The 24,819-nt window shown below is 54.7% G+C and carries 17 protein-coding genes, 1 pseudogene and 1 riboswitch; of the genes and pseudogenes, 14 read left to right on the forward strand and 4 right to left on the reverse strand.

Annotation, left to right across the window (positions count from 1 at the left end):
* Positions 1-11 precede the first annotated feature (11 nt).
* From pgmB to FRY98_RS21600, 6 genes are all read left to right on the forward strand, one after another.
* The gene (gene pgmB, locus FRY98_RS21575) at positions 12-653 is read left to right on the forward strand and encodes a beta-phosphoglucomutase (protein WP_148455806.1); all 642 of its coding nucleotides are present in this window, start codon (positions 12-14) and stop codon (positions 651-653) included.
* A gap of 818 nt (positions 654-1,471) precedes the next feature.
* Positions 1,472-3,286 (forward strand): sensor histidine kinase, encoded by a 1,815-nt coding sequence (locus tag FRY98_RS21580; protein WP_148455808.1) that lies wholly within the window; start codon positions 1,472-1,474, stop codon positions 3,284-3,286.
* A gap of 19 nt (positions 3,287-3,305) precedes the next feature.
* On the forward strand, positions 3,306-4,640 hold the full coding sequence (locus FRY98_RS21585) for a response regulator (RefSeq protein ID WP_148455810.1): 1,335 nt from the start codon (positions 3,306-3,308) through the stop codon (positions 4,638-4,640).
* Between the two features lie 421 nt (positions 4,641-5,061).
* Entirely contained in the window at positions 5,062-5,901 is an 840-nt protein-coding gene (locus FRY98_RS21590) for a carbohydrate ABC transporter permease (protein ID WP_225040905.1), read from the forward strand.
* 1 nt (position 5,902) lies between these two features.
* Positions 5,903-6,769 (forward strand): carbohydrate ABC transporter permease, encoded by an 867-nt coding sequence (locus tag FRY98_RS21595; protein ID WP_148455814.1) that lies wholly within the window; start codon positions 5,903-5,905, stop codon positions 6,767-6,769.
* Positions 6,770-6,962: 193 nt separating this feature from the next.
* Positions 6,963-8,414 (forward strand): ABC transporter substrate-binding protein, encoded by a 1,452-nt coding sequence (locus tag FRY98_RS21600; RefSeq protein WP_148455816.1) that lies wholly within the window; start codon positions 6,963-6,965, stop codon positions 8,412-8,414.
* Positions 8,415-8,483: 69 nt separating this feature from the next.
* Here FRY98_RS21600 and FRY98_RS21605 read toward each other — a convergent pair whose 3' ends face one another.
* Together FRY98_RS21605 and FRY98_RS21610 are read right to left on the reverse strand one after the other, a co-directional pair.
* The gene (locus FRY98_RS21605; protein WP_148455818.1) at positions 8,484-9,605 is read right to left on the reverse strand and encodes a 5-methyltetrahydropteroyltriglutamate--homocysteine S-methyltransferase; all 1,122 of its coding nucleotides are present in this window, start codon (positions 9,603-9,605) and stop codon (positions 8,484-8,486) included.
* A 145-nt stretch (positions 9,606-9,750) separates the two neighbouring features.
* Positions 9,751-9,945: pseudogene (locus tag FRY98_RS21610) on the reverse strand (bile acid:sodium symporter family protein); the annotation flags it as partial.
* Between the two features lie 622 nt (positions 9,946-10,567).
* On the opposite strand from FRY98_RS21610, the gene FRY98_RS21615 reads away from it, so the two are divergent.
* Complete coding sequence (locus tag FRY98_RS21615; protein WP_148455820.1) at positions 10,568-11,362, forward strand: hypothetical protein; 795 nt, start codon at positions 10,568-10,570, stop codon at positions 11,360-11,362.
* Positions 11,363-11,412: 50 nt separating this feature from the next.
* On the opposite strand, the gene FRY98_RS21620 is transcribed toward FRY98_RS21615, so the two are convergent.
* Both FRY98_RS21620 and FRY98_RS21625 read right to left on the reverse strand, forming a co-directional pair.
* Positions 11,413-12,723: a glutamate-1-semialdehyde 2,1-aminomutase gene (locus FRY98_RS21620; protein ID WP_148455821.1), complete on the reverse strand. Its 1,311-nt coding sequence runs from the start codon at positions 12,721-12,723 to the stop codon at positions 11,413-11,415.
* 107 nt (positions 12,724-12,830) lie between these two features.
* Complete coding sequence (locus FRY98_RS21625) at positions 12,831-13,943, reverse strand: LCP family protein (protein ID WP_148455823.1); 1,113 nt, start codon at positions 13,941-13,943, stop codon at positions 12,831-12,833.
* A gap of 143 nt (positions 13,944-14,086) precedes the next feature.
* On the opposite strand from FRY98_RS21625, the gene bcp reads away from it, so the two are divergent.
* The 7 genes from bcp (at position 14,087) to FRY98_RS21660 (ending at position 24,351) form a co-directional block, all read left to right on the forward strand.
* Positions 14,087-14,560: a thioredoxin-dependent thiol peroxidase gene (bcp, locus tag FRY98_RS21630; protein ID WP_148455825.1), complete on the forward strand. Its 474-nt coding sequence runs from the start codon at positions 14,087-14,089 to the stop codon at positions 14,558-14,560.
* Positions 14,561-14,723: 163 nt separating this feature from the next.
* Positions 14,724-16,100 (forward strand): polysaccharide deacetylase family protein, encoded by a 1,377-nt coding sequence (locus FRY98_RS21635; protein ID WP_249043489.1) that lies wholly within the window; start codon positions 14,724-14,726, stop codon positions 16,098-16,100.
* 88 nt (positions 16,101-16,188) lie between these two features.
* Positions 16,189-17,151, forward strand: a complete 963-nt coding sequence (locus FRY98_RS21640; protein ID WP_148455826.1) for an AAA family ATPase — start codon at positions 16,189-16,191, stop codon at positions 17,149-17,151.
* Positions 17,148-18,413 (forward strand): DUF58 domain-containing protein, encoded by a 1,266-nt coding sequence (locus tag FRY98_RS21645; protein WP_148455828.1) that lies wholly within the window; start codon positions 17,148-17,150, stop codon positions 18,411-18,413. Before FRY98_RS21640 ends, FRY98_RS21645 begins: the two co-directional genes overlap by 4 nt.
* Positions 18,400-20,790, forward strand: coding sequence for a transglutaminase-like domain-containing protein (locus tag FRY98_RS21650; protein WP_148455830.1), 2,391 nt, complete (start codon positions 18,400-18,402; stop codon positions 20,788-20,790). The genes FRY98_RS21645 and FRY98_RS21650 overlap by 14 nt, the downstream gene beginning before the upstream one ends.
* Positions 20,791-20,868: 78 nt before the next feature.
* Positions 20,869-22,407 (forward strand): glutamine-hydrolyzing GMP synthase, encoded by a 1,539-nt coding sequence (guaA, locus tag FRY98_RS21655; RefSeq protein ID WP_148455832.1) that lies wholly within the window; start codon positions 20,869-20,871, stop codon positions 22,405-22,407.
* 273 nt (positions 22,408-22,680) lie between these two features.
* Positions 22,681-22,781, forward strand: a riboswitch (purine riboswitch).
* Between the two features lie 169 nt (positions 22,782-22,950).
* The gene (locus FRY98_RS21660; RefSeq protein ID WP_148455834.1) at positions 22,951-24,351 is read left to right on the forward strand and encodes an NCS2 family permease; all 1,401 of its coding nucleotides are present in this window, start codon (positions 22,951-22,953) and stop codon (positions 24,349-24,351) included.
* Positions 24,352-24,819: the final 468 nt, after the last annotated feature.

Below are 24,819 nucleotides of genomic sequence, written 5' to 3' on the forward strand. Positions count from 1 at the left end.
AGAATGGAATCATGCTAAACACGATGAAAGGGGCGATCTTCGATCTCGACGGCGTGATCGTCGATACGGCCAAATATCACTATTTGGCCTGGCGTTCGCTGGCGCGCCGGCTCGGCTTCGAGTTTACGGAAGCCGATAATGAACGGCTGAAAGGCGTCAGCCGGATGGAGTCGCTGCGCATCCTGCTCGAGGTAGGCGGCGCGATAGCGACGGAGGAAGAACGCGAGGAGATGGCCGCGGATAAAAACCGGGAATACGTCGAGTATATCTCGAAGCTGGAGCCGTCGGAAATATTGCCCGGAGCCAGGGATTATCTGCTCCAACTGCGCGGCCGGGGCGTGAAGATCGCCCTGGGCTCGGCGAGCAAAAACGCCGGGTTCATTCTATCCCGGCTCGGTATCGCGGAGCTGTTCGACGCGGTCATCGACGGCACGAAGGTATCCAAGGCGAAGCCGGATCCCGAGGTGTTTCTTGCCGCCAGTGCCGCGCTGGGTCTGCCGCCGTCCGAGTGCGTCGTGTTCGAGGACGCGGAGGCGGGCGTGCAGGCCGGTAAAGCCGCCGGCTGCCGCGTCGTCGGCATCGGCGACCCGAACATTCTGGCGGCCGCCGACCTTGTCGTCAGCGGCTTGCATGAACTGGCGGCGAAAAAGTAAGCGAAAGGTTCTCCGATCCGAAGTTCCGGATGGGGAACCTTTTTTTGATTTGGAGCTTTAGCCAGTTGAGCGCGCGAAGCGTGCGAAGCAAAAAAACACCTGCTATTCGGGTGGTGTAGTGATGCTTATAGCTAAAAACCATCTGATTGGGTTCGTTATCATAGGAGTGTTCAAGCTACTACGTATAACGAAAGGTAAGGTGGCTTAATGGCTAATCGAAGTGATATGTCACATACAAAGAGGCGCCTAGAGTGCTTCCAAGCTTCCAACCCCAAAAAGATGCAAATCTGCAGGCATTTCCAGCGATTTTAGAGAAACGAGCCGGTTTCGTCGAAAATTACTGCAGATTTGCAGGAATTTTGAAATTTTTGGCCCTAAACAAGAAAAAACATGTACATATGCAGGAATTCTATATTATCAAGGTTGTCTGAAGGGGGGCTAGTAATCATCGCGCCCCTTCAGGGGGAGGCAAAAGCGGCAACGGCATAGTAGCTTGAACGTAGTGAAAGCTAGCGCCTTTAGACGCAAGCTGGTAATAAAGGCTTATAGCCTTAGAGCAAACCACCCATTTGACGGGTGCTTATGGTTGCAGGAATATGGCGTTACCGTCCTTCTTCCACCTCATATTGGCTTCAATTCAAATTGATACTGGCAAAACGCCGGAAATGCCCTACACTAAGAGAAACGGCCCGTCCCAGGCATCCTTGTTGAACGCCGCGCCGCGCGAATCATAGGAACCGCCACAGTTTCCGTAGAAACGCGCATACTTACGGGTTTTCCGTCTTGCTATAGTTAAAGTGACCGGGGGTGCATGGCAGGTGAATTCCGGATTCAAAAATCCGTTGACACAAATCGGTTTAAAGCAGCAGCTGATCCTGGTGTTTCTGGTGCTGGTCGTCCCTTTGTTCATTTTGAACTCCTATGGCAACTACCGGGCGGACCAAATTTTAAAACGAAATGTTTCCGACGCCTATATGGAACTGAACAAACAAAACTTTAAACTGATCAGCCGGGATATCGAATCGATCAACAAGGTGACTTCGACCGTATTCCAACATCCGTTGGTGCAGCAGTTAAATCCGGCCGAGGACGAGAGCATGCTCGAACGGGTCAAAAATTACGAGCGGCTGGAAAATTTGCTGAACAGCTATTCCGCGGAGAGCAATCAGCAGGCGCCGCTTTATTACTCGCTTTTCGTGTATGACCCGACGAACTCGTATTCCTTCGCGCCGTATTATCCGGAGTCCCGGAAGGCGGGAGGGTATTTTTTCAACGAGCGGGAGAAGCCGGAATGGTTCGATGAAGCCGTCGCCAAGAAAGGGAACGGCTATTTGCGGTTGATCGAGCACTTGTCGCCGCCGAACCGAGGGCAGAAAAACCAGCGTACGCTCGCTTACATCCGGGCGATCAACAATATCGCCAAGGGCGGCACGATCGGCGTGCTGGTCGTCACGAACGTGGACGCGCGCATCGGGGAGTCGCTGCAGACGGTTTCCATCCCCGAAGGCGAGCTTTACTTCACGGACTGGGACAACCGGATCCTGACGTCGACCGTTCCTGGAGCGGGCCGGGTGCTGGAGCTGCCACGGGAAGCGGGGACGGCTGCGGGGGATTCCATGATTGGGGCCAAGGACGTTATTACGGATGATTTTATTTACGTCATTAACTATAACGCCATGTTCAAGCATAAGCTGATCTATAAAATTCCGCTCAAGGCGCTGTTACAGCAGCAAAACGAAATCAAACGGATTATTCTCCTCATTTCCGTCGTTTATTTTGCGGTAGGGCTGATCATGATCCTTTATTTCTGGCGGGCTTTGATGACGCCGCTGCAAAAATTGGTCTATTTCGTCAGAAGATACGAACCGGGCAAGGTGGTGCCGCAAACCCCGAAATGGCGCCGCAACGACGAGATCAGCGTGCTCGTATCGTCCATTTACGAGATGGCGCGGCGACTGAACGGACTGGTGCATTACAAATACCAGATGGATATCAAACAGAAAGAGGCTCAACTGCAAATTCTCTACCAGCAGATCAACCCGCATTTGCTCTACAACACGCTGGAAAGTATCTATTGGAAAAGCACGCTGGAAGGCAACACGGCCTCCGCGGAGATGATCAAGGAATTGTCCAAACTGATGAAAATCAGCCTGAGCCGGGGCAGAGAGCTGATTACCCTGGGGGAGGAACTGGAGCACGTCACCGCCTACATCAAGCTGCAGGAGCACCGGTACGAGTACGGCTTCAAGGTAACCTGGGACGTTCCCGCGGCGCTGCACGCGTGCATTATACCGAAAATTACGCTCCAGCCGTTAATTGAGAACGCTATCATTCATGGCGTCAAAAATATGGGCGAAGATGGAGAGATCCTCATCCGCGCCAGGGAGCGAGCGGGTCGGGTGGAAATCGCCATCGGGGACAACGGTTATAAGACGGTGGATTTCCCGGCGATCGACAAGCTGCTTAACGACGAAAGTCCAAGCCCGTCCGTCGGGTACGGCATCCGTAACATTCATCAGCGGCTCCGTCTGCATTTCGGGACCGAATTCGGCCTGAGATACGAGGCGCGGGCGGAGGGAGGAACGCTCGTGACCGTCACGCTGCCTGGCCAAACGGAGCCGGCGGAGAAATAACGAAGTGGGGGAATAGAACATGTACAACATCCTGGTTGTGGACGACGAACCGCTCATTTGCAAAGGGCTGGCTGGGCTGCTAACGTCCTCGGGCCTGGGCATCGGGCAAATCATGACGGCCTATAACGGTCATGAGGCGCTTGATTATGTCCGAATGGAAGACGTCGACCTGATTGTGACGGACATCCAAATGGGGGAGATGAATGGAATCGAGCTCATGCATCAAGCGAAGATGATCAAACCTTGGGTGCAGGCGATCATTATTTCCGCCCATGAGACGTTTCAATACGCTCAGATGGCTATCCGGCTCGGCGCCAAGGATTACCTGATCAAGCCGCTGAACGGCGAACAGTTTCTCGATTCCGTCCGGAACACGCTGCTAAAGATGGATAAGCCGGTGCCTAGGATGGACGAATGGTTGTCCGGAGACCGGGAGCATTTTCAGATGGAGGAACTCCACCCGGAGAATGTCGAGCGGCTGAAGCGCCTGCTGGCCGATTCGTCCGAGCTAGCGGAGCCTTATGAAGGGGATGATTCGGGAGATATGCGCCCCTTAGGGGTGGCGGGGCCTTATTTTTCCGTGCTGAAACTGAAACTGGCTCTTCCCGGCGGAGAAGCACCGTCGGCATATCGGGAACGGGATGTCCGGCTGCTGCAGTACGCCGCGTTGAACATCGTCAAGGAGCTGCTGCACCGGGAATGGAACGCATTGTCTTTTTACACGGATGAATTGGAGATCGCCATCATTATACAGTGGAGCGAAGCGGAATACGCCGAGTCCGGCGTGAACAAGATCAACCAGCTTGAAATGATCGGGCGGACCCTGCACCATCATATTCACAAATATTTGGGAATGGGGTGTATCGTCGGAATCAGCCAGATTTTGAAAGGCCCCCGTTTTCTCCGCGAACTTGGCGATCAGGCGGATAAAGCGATTCTGTGGAGCGGAGAGCATCGGGACTACCATGTGTTTTACTATGGCGACTTCACCTGGCATAACTACGCCGAGGACCCGTCACGGGAAGAACTGAACACGCAAACCAACCGAATCGTGGACGGCGCGAAGGTCTATATTGAACAAAATTACAGACAGAAAGGCCTGACGATTCATGAGGTCGCCAAGAAGAACCACGTCAGCCCCAATTATCTCAGCTACCTGTTCAAAAAGAATACGGGCCACAATCTGTGGGAATACGTGATCCAGCTGCGGATGGAGGAAAGCAAGTCGCTCATCCTGAACACCGACCTGCGCCGTTATGAGATCGCCGAACGGGTCGGGTACGAATCACCGGAGCATTTCAGCAAGATCTTCAAAAAATACTTCGGCGTCAGCCCCAGCGAGCTGAAGAAGTAAGAAGTAAGATCGGCCATACTTCACATAGTTTTAGACATGTTCGCGGGTAACCCTCTTTTCTACAATTATAGAGGTAGTTCAAAAAGTCGTCTTTTGATCACGAAGCAGGTCAGGAAGCGAACTCGACGTCGAATTTTGAATTCAGCCGGGCCTAGCGTATGCTTCCGAAGCATGTTTCCTACGGAAACATTTCAGTTGCTCACGTAGGTTCGCCTACGCTCCGCTACTCAGTCCCTAGCTTCACCCAATCTTCTCGGTGCTGAAAACCCGACTTTTTGAACTCGCATTAACAAAAGACATTAAGAAGAAAAGAGGGAGACAGATGGGGGAAACGGTCTTGAGATCGGAGAGCGGGCAGCTTCAGGATACGAAAAAACCGACCCAAACCAAACGACGGCGCGGATCGAACTGGAAGAAATACATGACGGGGTATTTGTTCCTTGTTCCGGCGATCGTCATTTTTATTGTGTTTTTATGGGTACCGATCGTGAAGGGAATGGTATACAGCTTCTATCATATCGATTTCGTCAACGGAAACACCTTTGTCGGACTGGAAAACTATGCGAAGGTGCTAAGCAATCCCGACGTACTGCTGTCGGTCCGAAACACGCTTTATTATATGCTTTTGTGTCTCGTGATCGGGTTTTGGGTGCCGATCGCCGCTTCCATCGCGATCTCGGAGCTCAAGTTCTTCCAGGGCTTCGCCCGCATAGCGGCCTATCTGCCTTACGTCGTCCCCGGGGTCGTTCTGTACGGGCTATGGCGATGGATGTATGACCCGGTCGGCCCGATCAATGCGGTGTTAGGCGCTTTCGGCGTCGATCCGGTCGCGTTTATCTCCGACCCGAAGTGGTCGATGGTTTCGCTGGTATTTATGGAAACCTGGCAGCAGTTCGGCTCGGCGATGCTGATTTATTTGGCGGGGGTACTGAGCATCCCGCGGGACTGGTATGAAGCGGCCGAAATCGACGGTGCCGGGGTCTGGAACCGGATTCGGTACATTACGCTGCCGTCGATGCGCAATTTGATCGCTTTGATGCTGATCCTGCAGTTGATCGGAACTTCGCAAGCTTACCAGTCCCAGCTGGCCATGCTTGATGGCGGCCCCAATAAGGCCACGCTCACCTATGCCCTGCTGACGGTGAAATACGCGTTCACCCAGCTGGATTACGGATCGGGTACGGCGTTGGGCGTCCTGATGTTCCTGGTGCTGGCGATTCTGGGGATCGCTCAATTCAAGCTGAACAAGGAGGAGTACTAGCATGAAAGAAAGAGGGATTTTGTCGCCTTCCGATCTGCGGAAGCCGTTCAATAAGGCGATCTACGGCTTGATGGTGCTGTGCATCGCGGTCATGGCGGTGACCATGCTGTACCCGATTGCCATGACGCTGTTTAACGGTCTCAAGAGCAATCCGGAGGTCAACTCGTTTCCGCCGCGCTTCTTCCCGCAGGAATGGCATTGGGAGAACTTCGCCAAAGGCTGGACGTTTATAGATTTGCCGACCTATCTGAAGAACACGATGCTCGTTTTTGCCGGAAGCCTGGTGATGATCATCCTCGTGCTGGGGCTAGCCGCCTTCAGCATTTCCCGGATTCGTGTCCCTTTCAGCCGGGCGATTTACTTCTTCATTCTGATGACGCTGTTTATTCCGGCATCCAGCTATATGATTCCGAACTTCGTCAATCTGAAGGAGCTCGGCCTGTTGAACACGTACTGGGCTTTCTGGCTTCCGGCGGGGGCCAGCGCCTACTATTTCCTGCTGATCAAAAACTTCTTCGACGGCATCCATCCGGAAATTTTCGAAGCGGCCCGGATCGACGGGGCTTCGGAGTGGACCGGTTTTATCCGCATCGCGGTGCCGCTGTCGGTGCCGATCTTCGCCACCCTTGCGATATTTATCTTTTCCACCGCATGGAACGATTGGTTCTGGCCTTCGCTGGTCATGCAGACGGAAGACAAGTACACGCTGGCTACGGCGATTTACAAATACGTGGTCAGTGCGCGGAGCCTCGACACCAACGTGAAATTTACGATTCTGTTCATGGCGATGATCCCGCCGATTTTCGTCTTTCTGGTGTTCCAGAAGTTCATCATGCGCAGCGTCAGTTTGTCCGCCGTCAAGGGATAACGCTTTCAAAAATCGTAGGCCTGCACACGATAGGAATACGATCGCACATCGTATGCCGGCAAGTTCTCTTTTAAGATGAAGATGTCATTTCAACTGCGAGTTCGAAAAGTCAGGTTACTGGCATCTTCGCGATCGAGAGAGGAGAACGGCTTTGCGAACACTCGACAAACCATACACGAAAAGGGGAGTTTCAATGCGTAAGTTTTCTGTATTATTGATGTGTCTTGTACTGTTCGGTTCCTTGCTGTCTGCTTGCGGGGGCGCCCCCAAGAATAGCGGGGAGGGCGCGAAAGGCACCGCGGGGAATACGAGCGGCGACAGCGGAGGGAACGCCGGGGCGGGAGGCGAAGCGGGAGACATCACGCAGCGCAAGGTCACGCTGAAGATCCATTATCCGCTGCCGGATGAAACGACGCTGCGCAAGCAGGAAGATGATAAAATCGCCCGCTTCCAGGCGAAATATCCGAACGTGACGATCGTGAAGGACGATTGGGATTACGACGTGAACGAAATCGGAGCGAAGATGGCCTCCAACGAAGCGCCGACGTTTTACAATACCTGGGCGACGGAAGCTCAGTTGCTCGTGGAACGGGGATGGGTGGCCGATATCACGGACCTGTGGAACAATTGGGAGTACAAGGACGAAATGAATCCCGTGCTGCAAAATCAATTCATGGTGGACGATAAAGTATACGGCATCACGCAAAACGGATACGTGACTTCGACAGTGATCAACAAGAAGCTGCTGGATGACAAGGGCGTGCCGATGCCGGCGTTCGACTGGACCTGGGATGATATGTACAATGTGGCCAAGGGCACGGCGGATCCGAAAAAGGGCATCTCCGGCATCGCGCCGATGGGAAAAGGAAACGAAGCGGGCTGGAACTGGACGAACTTTCTGTTTGAAGCCGGCGGCGACATCCAAACCAGCGAAGGCGGCAAGCTGACGGCGGTATTCAACTCCGAAGCCGGTGTCAAAGCTTTGGATTTCTACAAGAAGCTGAGATGGGAGGCCAACGCGATTCCGCAGGACTGGGCGCTCGGCTGGGGAGATGCGATCAGCTCCTTTAAACAAGGCCGGACGGCGATGGTGATCGCCGGGGCGTTCGATGTGATTCAGGCGGCGCTGAACGAAGGGGGTATGAAGCCGGAGGACGTCATCGCCTATCCGATGCCTGCGGCCGAAAAAGGCGGCAAGCATTACGGCATATTGGGCGGCAACTATCTCGTTATCAATCCGAACGCGACCAAAGACGAACAGGAGATGGCGTTCCGCTATATTACGTTCGACTATTTTACCGATGACGCGTTGAAATCCGTGGAGGACACGATCAAAGCCCGTAAGGACGAAGGCAAGTACTATATTCCGACGCCGCTTGAGTACTTCAGTGAAGACTCGGAATACGCCGCCAAAGTGAAGGCGATTTACGACAAATACGACAATGTGTACAAATACGATCCGCAGCTGTTCAGCCTGCTGGAAGGCAAGCCGGAGGCCCAGTTCGGCACGCAGGATTACTACGCGACCATGTCCAACGTCGTGCAGGAATCGTTCTCGAAGAAGGGCACCGACTCCAAGAAACAGCTGGACACAGCGGCCAAATATGTGCAGGAGAATTTCTTTGACAAGGCGCCGCAGCAGTAAGCGAGCGAAACGGAAAAAGCCGTCCCGAAGACCGGGACGGCTTTTGACTATGGTATGACCTTGGTTTGGTTACTTCCACACATCCGCGGCGATTTCCACCACGTGGCGCAGTTTGGCCCACTGCTGCTCTTCGGCGACCAGGTTGCCTTCCTCGGTGGACGCAAAGCCGCACTGCGGACTCAGACACAGCTGGTCGAGGCTAACGTAACGGGCAGCTTCCTCGATGCGCCGTTTGATCGTATCCGGGTTCTCGAGCTCTCCGAACTTGGACGTAATCAAGCCGAGCACGACCTGCAGATCAGGTCTGTTTACATAACGAAGCGGTTCAAAGCCGCCGGAGCGTTCATCGTCGAATTCCAGGAACAGCCCGTCCAGATTCAAGCCGCCGAAAATCGCTTCCGCCGCCGCGTCGTATCCGCCGGAAGCGGTCCAGGTGGAGCGGAAGTTGCCGCGGCAAATGTGCATGGTGATCGCCATGTCCGCCGGGCGGGCTCCGATCGATTCATTGATGATTTTGGCCGACAGTTCAAGCATGGCTTCCGGATCTTTGCCTTCCGCACGGAGCTTTTCTCTGGATTCCTCCGAGAAGAAGGAAGCCCAGGACGTATCGTCCAGCTGCAGGTAGCGGCAGCCCACATCGTAGAAAGCGCGGATCGCTTTTTGATAAGCCAGGGTCAAATCCCGGAAAAAGACTTCTTTATCCTCGTAAAGCGGTGTTTCGATTTTGCCGCGGTAGTAGAGCATACTGGGGCTTGGAATCGTCATTTTCGCCGTATGCGAGCCGGCAAGCCCCTGCAGAAATTTGAAGTGTTCCAGCATCGGGTGGTCGCTGAAATCCAGCTTGCCGGTAACCTTCACGCTGTGGGCTTTCGTCTGCACCCCATGAAACTGGATGCCGCTTTCCGGTTCATAACCTTCCACACCATCGAGATTCTCAAGAAAATCGAAATGCCACCAAGAACGGCGGAATTCGCCGTCCGTCACGGCTTGAAGCCCGATTTCCTTTTGCTTGTCCACCATGCGGCGGATTTCCTGATCTTCGATTTCCTTTAACTGCTCGGCCGACAGACTGCCGGCTGCGCGCTGTTCGCGGGCTTTTTTAATCGCCTCGGTCCGAAGCAGGCTGCCTACCTGATCGGCCCGAAATGGCGGAATGCTGCGTTTAAGGGACTTGGTTGCGGATTGATTCAAGGTACTCCCATCCTTTGACTAAGATATATTTTGCTGCCTTATCGGCCTCATGGCCGGGACATTATTCTGGTATATCATTCTATTATACGTAAATGCGCTAATGAAGAACAGCGGTAGAGCAAAATCCGCCCGCCGTCGTCGTGGATTACGCCGCCGACGCCGTGTCCGTCCGCCGCTGCCGTGCGCGGGCTTGCCGCCCCAACACAAGGCCGACGAGGGAGGCCATCATCTGTTGGAACACCATCCCGAGCACGACCGGAACGGCAACCGGAGCAGGGAAATAAGTGACGGCGAGTACAGCGCCGGCGCTGATGTTGCGCATGCCGCCGTTGATGCGCAAGCCGCCGCGAAGCACGCCGATCACAATGCTGGCGGGCGTGATCAAGGGCATCATTCGGTTCGGTTGTCGGTTCAGTGTTAGTAGCACGGCTCGAAACTTCCTAATACCAGTTTCTATTTACGTATAGAAGAATATGGAATAAACTAGGGGTGAAGGTAATATATTTTTCGTTATATAGTTTGAACTAAAGAATTGGCGTTGGGCAAGGATATGATAGGGTTTCGGATACACGTTACCAACACCCACATTCGTAGACATAAGGTCCCACCATCGGAGTCTACACCCATTAACGGGAGAAATTCCTGTTAATATCCCGCCTTTGGCTTTTGGATCAAATTTAGCTGGAAAAGCTCCATCTATTTTGTGGCCCTATTGCTGATATACACTATTTCAGGCGAATTAACGGGAGGTTTTCCAGCTAATTCGTCTCTGCAGCCGCATATGTATCCAATTAACGGGAAGAATTCCCGCTAATTCGAACCAAACCATTAGTTGCAGGTCAAGAGTGTGAAAAGAAACCCTTTACACCGCTGTCTAATATGTAAATCAATAGTTGAACCTATATAGAAGCCACAGTCAAGCGCCCATCCTACGCGCAAAAGATGCAAATCTGCAGGTTTTATTGACCGATTATCGAGGGAATGCGAAAAAAGATGCAAATCTGCAGGCATTTCTAGCGATTTTAGAAAAACGAGCCGGTTTTGCCGAAAATTCCTGCAGATTTGCAGGTATTTCTAAATTTTGGTTTCGAACAAGAAAAAAACATGCAGATTTGCAGGAATTCTATGCTATCAAGGTTGTGGGAGGGGCTGTAAATGAAAATGGTACCACTCTTGAATATCGGAAACTAAATGCTAAAGGACAATTAGCCATTGTGCTTATTTTTGGTTTGTTAATGCTTGTTGGTTGTTCCAAATCATCTCCCAACACCGTTATGAACGAAGTTGACCATACTATGATTTCATATGAGCAGTATCGGGCGTTGTTCAGAAATATGGCGGCGCAATTGGAACTGCCATCGTCTAAGCTGATTGAAAAGACGGATGATATTAATTTAGTGGCCATTGATAAAGAGTTTTCATTGGGAAAAAAATCGATTTTAACGCTGGACGGGGAACAGTCGAATACGGAAACGCAGGAGAGGATCTATTACCAAGACGGAAATCAGGTCATCACGGTCATCGATTTGATTTATTTAAATGCTTCGCTTGGCAAAGATATGATCTTTTGGCCCACCAAACAGACGAATACTTACAACGAACATGACTTTCTGCACAATTATGATGAATGTATGATTTCATACGACAATATTTTAGTGAAAATAAGTCGAGTGTCACCGGAAGGCGGTTTGAATTTTTCGGAAATGCAGCAAACGGTCCAGGCCGTTGCTTCCTACCTGCAATCTTATAAGCCCTAATCACATATGAAAAGAAGGCTGCCGGTTCTCACCAAGGCAGCCTTCTTCAATTATCGGGCTATTTCCTTAAACGCCGCTTCCGCCGCTTCCAACGTGAAGTCGATGTCCGCTTCCGTATGGGCGGTCGTCAGGAACCAGGCTTCGTATTTGGACGGGGCCAAATTGACGCCGCGGTTCAGCATGGCGCGGAAGAAGGCGGCGAACGCTTCGCTGTCGGTATCCTGGGCTTCCGCGTAATTGGTGACCGGATGATCGCAGAAGTGCGTCGAGAACGAGCCGCGAATCCGATTGATCGTCAAGGGCACCCCGTGACGGCGGGCCGAGTCGGCCAGGCCGTCCGTCAGCTTCAGGGCGAGCCGGTCCATCTCCTCGTAGATCCCGCCGCCCTGCAGCACCTCCAGGCAGGCGATGCCGGCGGAAATCGAGGCCGGGTTGCCCGCCATGGTGCCGGCCTGGTAGGCCGGGCCCAGCGGTGCCACCTGCTCCATGATTTCCTTGCTGCCGCCGTACGCGCCGATCGGCAGACCGCCGCCGATGATTTTGCCGAGCGCGGTCAGATCCGGCTTGATCCGGTCATGATGCTTCAGGCCGGCGTACGTTTGGGCGGAGCCGTAATGGAACCGGAAGGCGGTGATCACCTCGTCGTAAATGACGAGAGCACCGTACTCCCGGGCCAGCCGGCACAGCTCCTCAAGGAAGCCGTCCTGCGGCATGACCATGCCGAAATTGCCGACGATCGGCTCCACCATGACGGCGGCGACGTCGTCGCCCCACCGGTCGATCGCCTCCTTCAGCGCCGAAGCATCGTTAAACGGCACGGTGATCACCTCGTGGGCGATGCTCGTCGGAATTCCCGCGCTGTCCGGAATGCCCAGGGTGGATGGGCCCGAGCCGGCGGCGACCAGCACAAGGTCGGAATGGCCGTGGTAACAGCCGGCGAATTTGATGATTTTATTGCGCTTCGTATAGGCCCGCGCCACCCGGATCGTCGTCATCACGGCCTCGGTACCGGAGTTGACGAACCGGACTTTATCCATCGACGGGATGGCTTCTTTCAGCATGGCAGCGAGCCGGATTTCCAGCTCGGTCGGCGTGCCGTAAAGCGTTCCGTTCGCGGCCGCTTCCTGGATCGCTTTTGTCACATGCGGATGCGCATGGCCGGTAATGATCGGGCCGTAGGCGGCCAAGTAGTCGACGTAGCGGTTGCCGTCCACGTCCCAGAAGTAGGCGCCTTCGGCTTTTTTCATAAAGACGGGCGCCCCGCCGCCAACCGCCTTGAAAGAGCGGGAGGGGCTGTTGACGCCGCCGACAATGTGCTTTAGAGCTTCTTCGTACAGAAGCTCGGATTGTTTTCGGTTCATTCCAAATAACTTCCTTTCACAGTTGGGTTCGGATGGCGGACGCCTTAAGGGGCCCGCCGGCTTCCTGCCGGATCGAGACCGTCGGACGGTTACCGGCCTTCCGGCCCTTATGGCCCGGAGGAAGTGGTCCCCGAGCCAGAGCCGGAGCTAGTGTCAGAGCTAGTCCCCGAGCTAGTGCCAGAGCTTCCCGTTCCGCCGGCACCGCTGTCCGCCTCTTTCGGCTCCCCGGTCGTTGACGTTCCGTTCGTCGTTGTCTCCGGCTCTTCCGTTTTGGTGAATACGTTTTGCACGTATTCCTTCAGTTCGTCCTCGCTTCGTACATCAAGCACATCCGAACCTCCGACCTTCTTCTCCACCAGCAGCTCCATCGGCGGAATCTGCTCGCTGGAACCCATTTGGCTGTCGTAGCCGACGGTCGCGAGCTTCCACATATCCTCCACCGATAGGTTCGTATCGATGTAGGGATTCACCTTTTCCAGGATGGTTGGCAGTTTCATGATCGAGGTCGTCGACTTCAATTTATCCGCGACAGCCTTGAGGAAGTTGCGCTGGCGCTCTGTCCGCGTGAAATCAGACATGGCGTCATGCCGGAAGCGGACGTATTGCAGGGCGGTTTTGCCGTCCAGATGCTGCTGCCCTTTTTTGAGATCGATATCGAATTCATGTTTATCCGCTTTACTGGTGTATTTCATATCTTTTTCGACGTAAAAATCAACCCCGCCGACCGCATCGACCAGTTCGATGAATCCCCGGAAGTCGGTGTACACATAATATTGAATCGGAATGCCGAGCAGATCGGACACGGCTTTCATCGCCGTATTCGGCCCATGCGTAATTGCGGCATTAATGCGGTCGGAACCGTGTTCGGGAATTTTCGTATACGTATCGCGCATGATGGAGAACAGATGGATTTTCTTCGCAACGGGATCAAGGGAGGCGACCAGCATCGTATCGGAGCGAGGGATCTCGCCCTTTTTCAAACCGCGGGCATCCACGCCCATCAGCAGAATATTCACGCGCTCCGTGCCTTCCCATTTGGGAGGTTCGGGGACTTTGGTTTCGGTAGGCTTCACATTATAAAAAGGGGATTCTTCGCCGGTTTTCTGAAAATTGTCGACCTGGTTGTAGATCGCGATAAAATAGTAAGCCACGAAGGCGGCGACAGCGATCAAAACCCCGGCCCCAGACCAAAGGATCGCCCGTTTTGTGCGTTTTGTCATTTTGTTCGTTCCTTTCAGCGTAAAACGGATAAATTCGCTTGAATTATGGATGTCTTCATATCATTACATTATAATTTCTTTTATATTTACAATCAATTTATCATATTTAACCACTTTTTAGACGAGATAGGAGCAAAACGGTGATGGAAAATCTGCTACAACCGGGACAACCTGTCCCCGATTTCACACTCCCGGCCAGCGGAGGTGAAAATATAACTTTAAGCTCATTGCGCGGCAGCAAGGTGGTCATTTACTTTTATCCGAAAAATATGACGCCCGCCTGCACGCAAGAAGCCTGCGATTTTCGCGACCGGAGCGGCGAGTTTCGGCAGCTTGGGGCGGTGGTCCTCGGCATAAGCGGCGATCCGGTTAAATCGCATGACCGTTTCAGGGAGAAACAACAGCTGCCGTTTCCTTTACTGTCGGACGAAGATCACGAAGTTTGCCGGTTGTTCGGCGTGTGGCAGCTCAAAAAGCTGTACGGCCGTGAGTACGAAGGCATTGTGCGTTCCACCTTTCTGATTGATGAGGAAGGCCGTCTGGTCAAGGAATGGCGGGGAGTCCGGGTCAAAGGCCATGCGGACCAAGTCGTCGAAGCCGTTAGAGCTTTGCGCTAAACAAAGGATCGTCCGCTGCCGGGTTTCGGCAGGAGAGGGCGGTCCTTTGTTTATATATATCGACCCGTTTTTCCCGAAATTGAAGAAGTCTATTTTCTTCTCTACCTTCATACAATCTACCAGAAAGCCTGAGGATTGATATAAACGGTGGAGGTCGAAATATATGAGAAAAATGTGGAGCACGCGGTTCAAAACCATTCGGGCGGCGGTGTTGGCGACGGTTCTGCTTACCGCGGCTATTTGGACGTTCGGGGAGAAGGAGGCGGGCCTGGCGGCCGGTTCCGTAAAGCAGCCCTTGGCTGCTGCCGCGGAGCAAGTACCGCGGACAATTCCCGAGGACCGAATAGGGGAAACTGCGTCGAAGCCGATGTCCGACCGGGCCCAAGTACATGACGGAGCCTTGAAAGCCGGGAACGGATGGGCAGCCGGTATGGGCAAGAAGACCTCACCCCTTAAAGCAGGGCTGACTAGCGGCAAAAAAGATAAGGTGGTCTATCTCACCTTTGACGACGGCCCGAGCAAGCTGACGGACGAGGTGCTGCGCATTTTGGCGGAAGAGCGGGTGACGGCGACTTTTTTCGTGCTTGGCGAGCGGGCGGAGCGTTCCCCGGAAGTGATACGACGCATCGCGGAAGCCGGCCATTCCCTTGGCAATCATACTTATAATCATGAGTACGACGAGCTTTATGAAAGTTTTCCGAGGTTTTGGGAGCAAATCAAACGGACGGAGGAAATTCTGAGGGAGATCACGGGGGAACGGACGGCGATGGTCCGCGCTCCCGGCGGGACATACGGCCATTTTGACGGGACGTATTTCGACCTGCTGAAACTCGGCGGTTACAAGGTGTTCGACTGGAACGTCGACAGCGGGGATTCCAAACGCAGAAACGTGCCCGCGTCGGAAATTCTGGCCAACATCAAATCCGCGAAGCTTCGGCAGGAAATGATCGTCCTTCTGCATGACGGCACCGGGCACGAGGCGTCCGTCAAGGCGCTGCCGGACATTATCCGTTTTTATAAAAAGCACGGTTATACCTTCCGGACCCTATCCCCCGAGCAGGAACCGGTGCAGTTTACCTTGGCGGATTCCTCCAAAACGCGAAAGAAATCCGCGCCCTCCCGAAGCTGGATCGAGACGCATGTGATGCCGAATGCCGAACTCTTCGCGCCCGGTCGGCCGCTGCTGGTGGAGGCTGGCGGCGTGGGAATCCGGCTGGACCCGGGGGAATACGAACTTAGGGAAGGTCAGTATATCGTCCCGCTGAGGGCCACGATGGAACGATTGGGCGCCGAGGTACGTTGGAACGAGAAGACCCGGTCCGCCATCATCCGCTGGGGGGATGTGAGCGTAAACGTGAATGCCGAAACGGAAACTTTGACACGGGCCGGCGTTGACGGAAAGCCTCTAATCTATGAGACCCGGTTTAGCCGGAAGAACGGGGCTTTGTGGGTGTCCCTGAGGCAGCTCCTGGATTTGACGGGTCATCCGGTAGCTTCGGTCTCGAAGAGAGAAACGGCCGTACGGGTCAAGGCCATGTAGCGTGCGTTTTCTTCCGCTGCGACATGTCTATGACAACTAGTTTTTGGGAAAACTGGTTGATAGATTTGTTGGAGATGGAGGGATCGCTATGGATCACAATCAGGCCCGTGAACTTTTGGATAAATTGGTTCAACGCGTAGAACGGAATATTATCGGAAAAAGAGAAGAAATCGTGCTCGCCGTCGTGTCGATGCTGCAGGGCGGGCATATTTTACTGGAGGATGTACCCGGGGTCGGCAAAACGAAGCTGGTCCGAACGCTGGCTGCCTGCGTGGGAGGGACTTTCGGGCGGATTCAATTCACCTCCGACCTGCTGCCCGGCGATGTGACGGGGGTGTCCGTCTATTTGCCGCATACCGGCCAGTTTGAATTCCGTCCCGGACCCGTTCACGCCCATATCGTATTGGCGGATGAAATCAACCGGGCCGCGCCTCGGACACAGTCCGCCCTGCTGGAAGCCATGGAAGAGCGGAAGGTCACCGTGGACGGAGTGACGCGCGCCTTGCCTCAGCCGTTCCTGCTGCTGGCGACGCAAAATCCGCTGGAATACGAGGGGACATACCGGCTGCCCGAAGCGCAGCTGGATCGTTTTTTGATGCGCTTGTCCCTGGGATACCCCGAGCCGGAACAGGAGATGGAAATGCTGAGCCGCATGCAGGAGCCGCCGGCCGAGATCAAGCCGGTTCTTTTGCCCGAGGAAATACGGGTCATGCAGCGGCAGGTCGGGACCGTGCTGGTAGACGAGCGGATCAAAAAGTATTTGGTGCTGGTGGCGGATGCATCCAGACGGCATCCCCAGCTGTCGCTCGGCATCAGCCCCAGAGGAACGCTTGCCTGGATGGGCGCCTCCCAAGCGATAGCTTACTTTCAGGGCCGATCCTTTGTCATTCCCGACGATGTCAAACGCGTGGCGAGAGCCGTCTTGTCCCATCGCCTGATGTTGAAGCCGGAAAGCTCGCTCGCCGGGGTCAGCCCTGAGCAAGTGGTGGGCGACTTGTTGAATCACGGAAATATTCCGGTATTTCACAAGGCCTCGGGAGGCGGCCTATGAACAAAGGGTTCGGCATCTGGATTTTGATGGCTTTGACCGCCGGTTTCCTGGGGGCTTTTTACGGATGGAGGGGAGGGACTTCCCTGCTGTTCCTGTTATTGCTGATCCTGCTGGTCGCGCTGCAGGGAGCGGCCGCCCAATGGCTGGGTCCCAGGCAGGTTCATGTGGTGAGAAGCTATCATCCGCGGCATCCCAGAGCGGGTGAGCCTGTTGAGGTAACCGTGCGCGTCTCGCTCGATGGGGGCTCTCCTCCCTTATGGATTCGAGCGGACGACGAATGGCGGCACTCCGGCGAGGGGGCGGAACCGCCAGGAGAGGAACTGCCGGGAGGCAAGCTCGTATTTGGCGGTTGGCGAAAGGAATGGACCGGGACTTATGATTTGAAGCCGGTAAAACGCGGCGTCTACCGAGCGGAGGGGATGCGGATTACCTGGGGAGATTCCTTCGGGTGGTTCAAGCGTACCTTCCGGGCGGACGCGGACGATGTATTGATCGTGCATCCCGCTCCCCTGACGGCGCTATCCGGCGGACCGGGACTGTTCGATCCCGACGCGGAAGGTGCGGGAAGCGGGCGGGCTCCGGAGCTGCCGTCCGGGTCCGATCTGGGACGCTTGCGCAGCTATGCGCCGGGGGATCCGCTTCGGCACGTCCACTGGAAGAGCTCCGCCAAAAAGGGGGCTTTATTGACGCGCGTGCCCGAGGAACCGGTGACCCCTTCCCGCTGCCTGCTTCTGGATACGTCCCCTGAGGCGTATCCTGCCGGTGGCGGCGGCGCGGACGCGGACGGGTTTGAGCTTGCCGTCAGCGCGGCGGCCGCCTGGCTGGAACGGGAGCTTGCCCGCTCCGACGAGGTCGATTTCCGCCAGGGCGACGCTGCGGCGCGGGAAGGACGCGTCGCCTGGAAAAGCCTATCCGGCCGCCATGGGCTAAAGGAAGGGCTCGATCAACTCGCCGGCGCGGCTCTCGTTTCGAGCCTGTCCGGCCCGGACCTGCTGCAAAGGGCCTGGCCCCTTGCCAGAAGCCGCTCCATGACATTCATCACCGGTTCGCTGACGGCGGAACTGACGGAGGCGGCGCTGCTTCTGACCGAGCGGGGAGCGGCCCTGGAGATTTGGTGCGCCGACCTGCGGGACCGGGATCCCGAAGCCGCCCGACATGCGGCCCGATTGCGCGAAAAGGGCCTGCGGCTTATCGATCTGAGCCGTTATCGCGGCGGTCTGCCCGGTTTGGCGGAAGGAGGGGCCAGCCATGTCATCGCCTAAGCTGCAGGGCGGCGGTTCGCCGATTCCGGCATCCGCCGCGGGGCCCGTCGTATCCGCCGCTGTTCCCGCTCCAAGCCGGAGGCGGCGGTTCGCAGCGGTCTGGCAGCCCCTGCTAATATCCGCCCTCCTCTTCGGCCTGTTCGGAGAGTGGCTTTATCCGCTGCGCGTTTTTATGGCGGGCGACTCGGGCCGGACCGTCGGCCTCTTTCTCGTCCTGACCGGCGTGCTGCTGGCGGCGGGCTGCCTTCGGCTGCCATCGTATTTTTTCGTTTTGGTTCCGCCTCTGATGATCGGCAGTTCGATGTTCTTTTTATACGGGCTTGAGGATGGGGCATCCTGGTTTGCCGGATACGCCCGGCTGCTGTCCGCCGACGTGACGGAGATTTTCGAGACAGGCCGGCTTTACGGCATCAGCGGGGAAACCCGTTTTCTGCTTCTGTTGATCGGCTGGACTCTGCTGGTGGTGTCCGTGCAAATGCTGGCGCTCAGCAAACAGAGCATCCTGCTGTTTTTTCTGGCCACGCTTATTTATTTGCTGCTGCTGGAAATGACCGGCAGCGTTCAGGTTTATCATGGCCTCGTCCGGTCCGCCGGGTGGGGACTGGCCCTGCAGGCCCTGTTGTTTCGCTGTCATCTCCGCCTTGGTCCCAGCGGTGGGGATGAGGGGGCGCTGACCTATGGTAGTGAGGTGGCCAGGGTACCCGGCGGCTCCTCCGAAGGCGGCAGCGGCTTGCTGACAGGGACCACCATCACCGCGTTCTGCGTGCTTGGGGCTCTGGGGTTGAGCCTCCTGCTTCCGGTTCAACCGGTCCGCCCCATTTCCTGGAGCCAGGTCATTCACACCTGGGAGGAGTGGAGCGGCGCCCGTCTGACCGGCAGCAGGCCGGACGATTACGCCCTGTCCGGCTACAGTAAGGATGACACGAGGCTCGGTGTGCCGCTGCGGCTGCGGCATGAGACTTTTTTTACGGCCATCTCCCCTCAACAGACGTACTGGCGCGGAGAAAGTAAAAGCGTCTACACCGGCCGGGGGTGGTCGGCACACGCGTCCGGTTCCCGCGCTTCAGACAAGTGGAGCCCGAGCTTGGCCCAGGTGAACGAGGAGCTGGCCAAGGAGCGGAGGGGCGTTCCTTCGAACCAAACCATCCGGCAAACGGTCGTTTTCAAAGGTCAAGTGAACGGAACGAGCCCGCTCTTTAGCGGCGGGCTGCCGCTGGCCGTGGAGCGCCTTTTTTCGGAGCGTCCCGGGGGATCCGGCCGGGCGAACACCCGCTTTGATCCTTACGCCGATGCCGTTTACGCGGAGCCCGGCGCTTCCGGGCAGAAACTTTACGGCTACGAGCTTACGGCCGTCGTGCCTTCCGCCTCGCCGGAACGGCTGCGCCTCGCCGCAGGAGCGGATCCCGAGGCGATTTCCGCCCGGGAGTTGCAGCTGCCGCAGACGTTGCCCGAACGGGTAAAGCGGCTCGGTAGGGAGCTTACCTCCCGTCAGGCGAACCGATACGACGCGGTACAGGCGGTTTCCTCGTATTTGGAGGAACAGTATGCTTACAGCTTGGACACCAAGACTCCGCCGGAAGGCGCGGATTTCGTCGACTATTTTTTGTTCGAGCAAAAAATGGGCTATTGCGATCACTTTTCGACGGCTATGACCGTGCTTCTTCGCAGCGGCGGTATCCCGGCCAGATGGGTCAAAGGCTTTGCCCCCGGCACCCCCGTTTCGGATGACGAGCAGCGCTATCAGGTCAGTTATGCGGATGCCCACTCTTGGGTGGAGGTTTATTTTCCGGGAGCAGGCTGGATTCCGTTTGATCCGACTCCGGGTTTTGAACCGGCCGTGGCGGCCGACATGACGCCTTTGACCGACGGAGATGCAGCCCTTACGGGAGGACCTTTGGATTGGGATAAAGTGCTCGCTTTTACGGGAATGCTGGTGAAGAAGGGGAGCGCCGTGCTTTTTGTCGGCTGGAGTTGGGTACGTACGCATCTGCTGCCGGTAACTTCCGTCCTGTTGGCATTGATTTTTCTAATTTCAATGGGGGTCATTCACAGAAAAACCTGGATCCGTCGGAGCGGTTTTCTGCTCCGGTTGTACTTGTTAAGGCGCCGCCGTCGTTTCCCCGGTAAAGATGAGCTGTTGCGAGCCGCCGATGTGGTATGGAGAGAGCTGAGTCTTTCTTATGGCGAAAAAACCGCGGCGATGACAGGCCGGGAATATGTGGAACGCATTTCGCCTCTGCTTGGCGATCGGGCCGGACAGTTAGGCCGCTTTCTCCGGGATTGGGAACACCTTTACTACGGGGGGAGCGGGTTTGATCGAACCCGGAGCCGGGATTTCCTCAAATTATGCCGGGGGCTGGCGTTTCCGGAGCGCTGAATATGCCGTAGTATGCGCCTTGACGACCTCTTTTGTCGTTTCGTATAATTAGTTTCATTAATTGAGGGAGGCTCGGTAATGAATAAGCCAAATGAAATGATTGTGGTTCTCGATTTCGGGGGACAGTACAATCAACTGATAGCCCGACGGATCCGGGATTTGGGAGTATATAGCGAACTGCTGCCGTTCAACACGCCGGTCGAGCGGATTCGAGAGCTTGCGCCAAAAGGCATTGTGTTTTCGGGCGGCCCTTCCAGCGTTTACGCGGAGGATGCCCCGCACATCGACCCGGCGGTTTACGACGTCGGCGTGCCGATTTTGGGGATTTGTTACGGCATGCAGCTGATGGCGCAGCAGTTGGGTGGTAAAGTGGAACGGGCCGCTAAACGAGAGTACGGGAAAGCCGACGTTAATTTTGCCGAGAATTCGGCGTTGACGAAAGGCCTTGACGCGAAACAGACGGTATGGATGAGTCATGGCGATCACGTGGTGGAGCTGCCGGAAGGATTCGTGGTGGACGCCTCCACCGACCATGCGCCGATCGCCGGCTTTGCCAATGAAGCGCGGAAAATGTACGGGGTTCAATTCCATCCGGAAGTGCGCCACTCGGTGCACGGCAACGAGATGATCAAAAACTTCATCTATGAGATCTGCGGTTGTGCCGGCAATTGGAGCATGGAGACGTTTATTGAGGACAAGGTTCGCGAAATCCGCGAGCAGGTCGGCGATCAAAAGGTTTTATGCGCCTTGAGCGGCGGGGTCGATTCGTCCGTCGTGGCCATGTTGATCCACAAAGCGATCGGCGACCAACTGACCTGTATGTTCATTGATCATGGCTTACTCCGCAAAGGCGAAGCCGAGAGCGTTATGGAAACCTTTGTCGGCAAATTCGACATGAAAGTCGTCAAAATCGACGCCCGCGAGCGTTTCCTGTCCAAACTGGCGGGAGTTGACGATCCGGAGCAGAAGCGGAAAATCATCGGCAATGAATTCATCTATGTATTTGAGGAAGAATCCGGCCGATTCGACGACTTTAAATATTTGGCGCAAGGAACGCTTTATACGGATATCGTTGAGAGCGGAACGGCCACGGCGCAGACGATCAAGTCTCACCATAACGTGGGCGGCTTGCCGGAGAACATGAAATTCGAACTGATCGAACCGCTGAATACGCTGTTCAAAGATGAGGTTCGCAAGGTGGGCGAGGAATGCGGTCTGCCGAAGGAAATCGTATGGAGACAACCGTTCCCTGGACCGGGGTTGGCGATTCGGGTTCTTGGCGAAGTGACGGAAGAGAAGCTGAAGATCGTTCGTGATTCGGACTATATTTTGCGCGAGGAAATCGCCAAGGCGGGGCTCGATCGTGAAATCTGGCAATACTTCACCGCGCTGCCTAACATGAAGAGCGTGGGCGTCATGGGAGATGCGCGTACGTACTCTTATACCGTCGGCATCCGTGCCGTTACGTCCATCGACGGCATGACCGCCGACTGGGCGCGCATTCCGTGGGACGTGCTGGAGAAAATCTCCGTGCGGATCGTCAATGAAGTCGACAACGTGAACCGCGTCGTTTACGACATTACCTCGAAGCCGCCGGCGACGATCGAGTGGGAATAGGCAGGCACATAAGCTAATAAAAGAGCATCCTGACGGCAAACTTGCTTTGCTTAAGGGAGGGCTCTTTTTTTTGCGTCGGTTCGTGATAGGGCCTCTGCAATTCGGAAACACTAAGCGTATGAAAACAGCAAAAATCTTCAAATTTATCACAAAAGCGAACAATAAATGGTTGTTATTGATTTAATATTCGCTTTTTTATTGACAATCTTCGGGTTGAGGCCTAGAATAAGTCGTGTGATAAGTCTTGAAATCAGGACTTGTTCGGAAATTTCGACAAACTTCATCCATGCTTTTCGTATAATTCCGGGAATGGGCCCGGAAGTCTCTACGAGGTCACCGTAAATGATCTGGCTACGAAAAGAAGAAGCGCCGATATTCATCGGCGGGAGAGGTATAGCGGTTTCGTTACAGCCATGAAGCGCGGCTGTTGCGATCTGCACTCCCGTCACATGCTTCTTCTATGCTGTCACGGTACCCGGGGATAAGAATTGGCCCCGGGCTTTTTGTCGTTTCCGACTCATAATAAGGAGGAGTTTTTGAATCATGGATCGGTTTTTTAAGCTGAAACAGAATGGTACGACGGTTCGTACGGAGATTATGGCCGGCCTTACAACCTTTATGGCCATGGCTTACATCCTGACGGTCAACCCCAACACGCTTACGGCATTCGGCCAAATCGACATGGGCTGGTATTCTGTTTTTCTGGCGACAGCTCTTGCGGCTGGCATTTTTACGATCGCAATGGGTCTCTTTATTAACTTCCCAGTAGCTCTCGCACCAGGTATGGGTCTGAACGCTTACTTTGCCTCTGTAGTGCTTTCCTCGGCCACGACGGATCATCCCTTTACTTGGGAGATGGGCTTGACGGCCGTATTCATCTCCGGTTTGATTTTCATCCTGCTTACGATCACTCACGTCCGGCAAATGCTGCTGGAGGCGATTCCGGATGCTTTGAAGCATGCGATTACGGTAGGGATCGGTTTGTTCATTACGATTATCGGTCTGAAAAATAGCGGACTGATGACGATCGGCGTCGAAGCCGGCAACGATATCCCGGCTCACAAATTTACCGATGTCTTGTCTTTTGAAACGGTAATCCACTTGGGCAGCCTGGAAAACACCAATGTTCAACTTGCGCTTATCGGCCTGCTCTTGATCGGGATATTGATGGTACTCCAGGTACGCGGTGCGATTTTGTTCGGGATTTTGGGCACGACGGTCATAGCCATCTTGATGGGAGCCGTTGATTTTAACTCCGTGGCGACCAGCGAAGCCAAGTGGATTCCTGATTTTTCCCAGATCAATTTCATGAAGTTTGACTGGGACGGCATTCTGCATACGGGGATTGTCTCCGCAATAGCTACGTTTACGTTCGTGGAACTGTTCGATACTTTCGGAACTTTGGTCGGTACGGCAACTCGTGCGGGGATCATGAAGAATCCGGAAGAAGGCAAAAAACGTGTCGGTAAAGCGATGCTCGTCGACGCGGTAGCCGTTACCGGCGGTGCGATGCTGGGGACGTCCACGACGACGGCTTATGTTGAAAGTGCGGCCGGGGTTGCGGAAGGCGGACGTACCGGTCTGACCGCGGTAACGACCGGGGTGTGCTTCCTGCTCGCTCTGTTCCTCGCGCCGATCGCCGCTCTGATTCCGGGTTCGGCCACCGCGGCTGCGCTGATTATCGTCGGCGTCCTGATGGTTCAGTCGATCCGTGAAATCGACTTCCAGGACATGGTGGTCGCCATTCCGGCGTTTCTGACGATTACGATGATGCCGTTCAGCTATAACATTGCCAACGGGATTTCGTTCGGCATCGTGTTCTACGTTGTGTTGGCTTCCATCGCGAACCTGCGCGGTAAAACGAAATATAAAGTTCACTGGATGATGTGGATCCTGGCTGTTCTCATCATTGCCCGCTATGTGTTCTTCGGAAGCCAAGGTTAAACGGTCTAAAAAACCCGCTTGGAGCGTTCTTCGCTTTAGCGGGTTTCTTTCTTATTTATATATAGGGAAAAAATCTAACCTCGCACCACGCGGCATAAATACGCCGCTGATCCATATGGTTGGATATTTGATGCAACTTACACAGGTTTTACAATTTGTAATTGAGCGCCATGTCTGGTATATTAATAAATGTCGCCGCAAGCGACAGCATAAAACGACAAGAGCAAGACATTAAGACGAAACATGACAAAAAATAGTTCTTGCTTTTCAAGTAAATGCTTGCTATACTATAAAAGTTGCCGCTGATGAGGCGATAACGAAATGAACGAAGTTGATCTTTGAAAACTGAACAACGAGTGAGTACTAAATGAGAATTTCTCGTCAGTTTTTTAAATGAGCAAGTCAAACACTTTATTGGAGAGTTTGATCCTGGCTCAGGACGAACGCTGGCGGCGTGCCTAATACATG

It is taken from the genome of Paenibacillus faecis, from assembly GCF_008084145.1.
GTDB classification, from domain to species: domain Bacteria; phylum Bacillota; class Bacilli; order Paenibacillales; family Paenibacillaceae; genus Fontibacillus; species Fontibacillus faecis.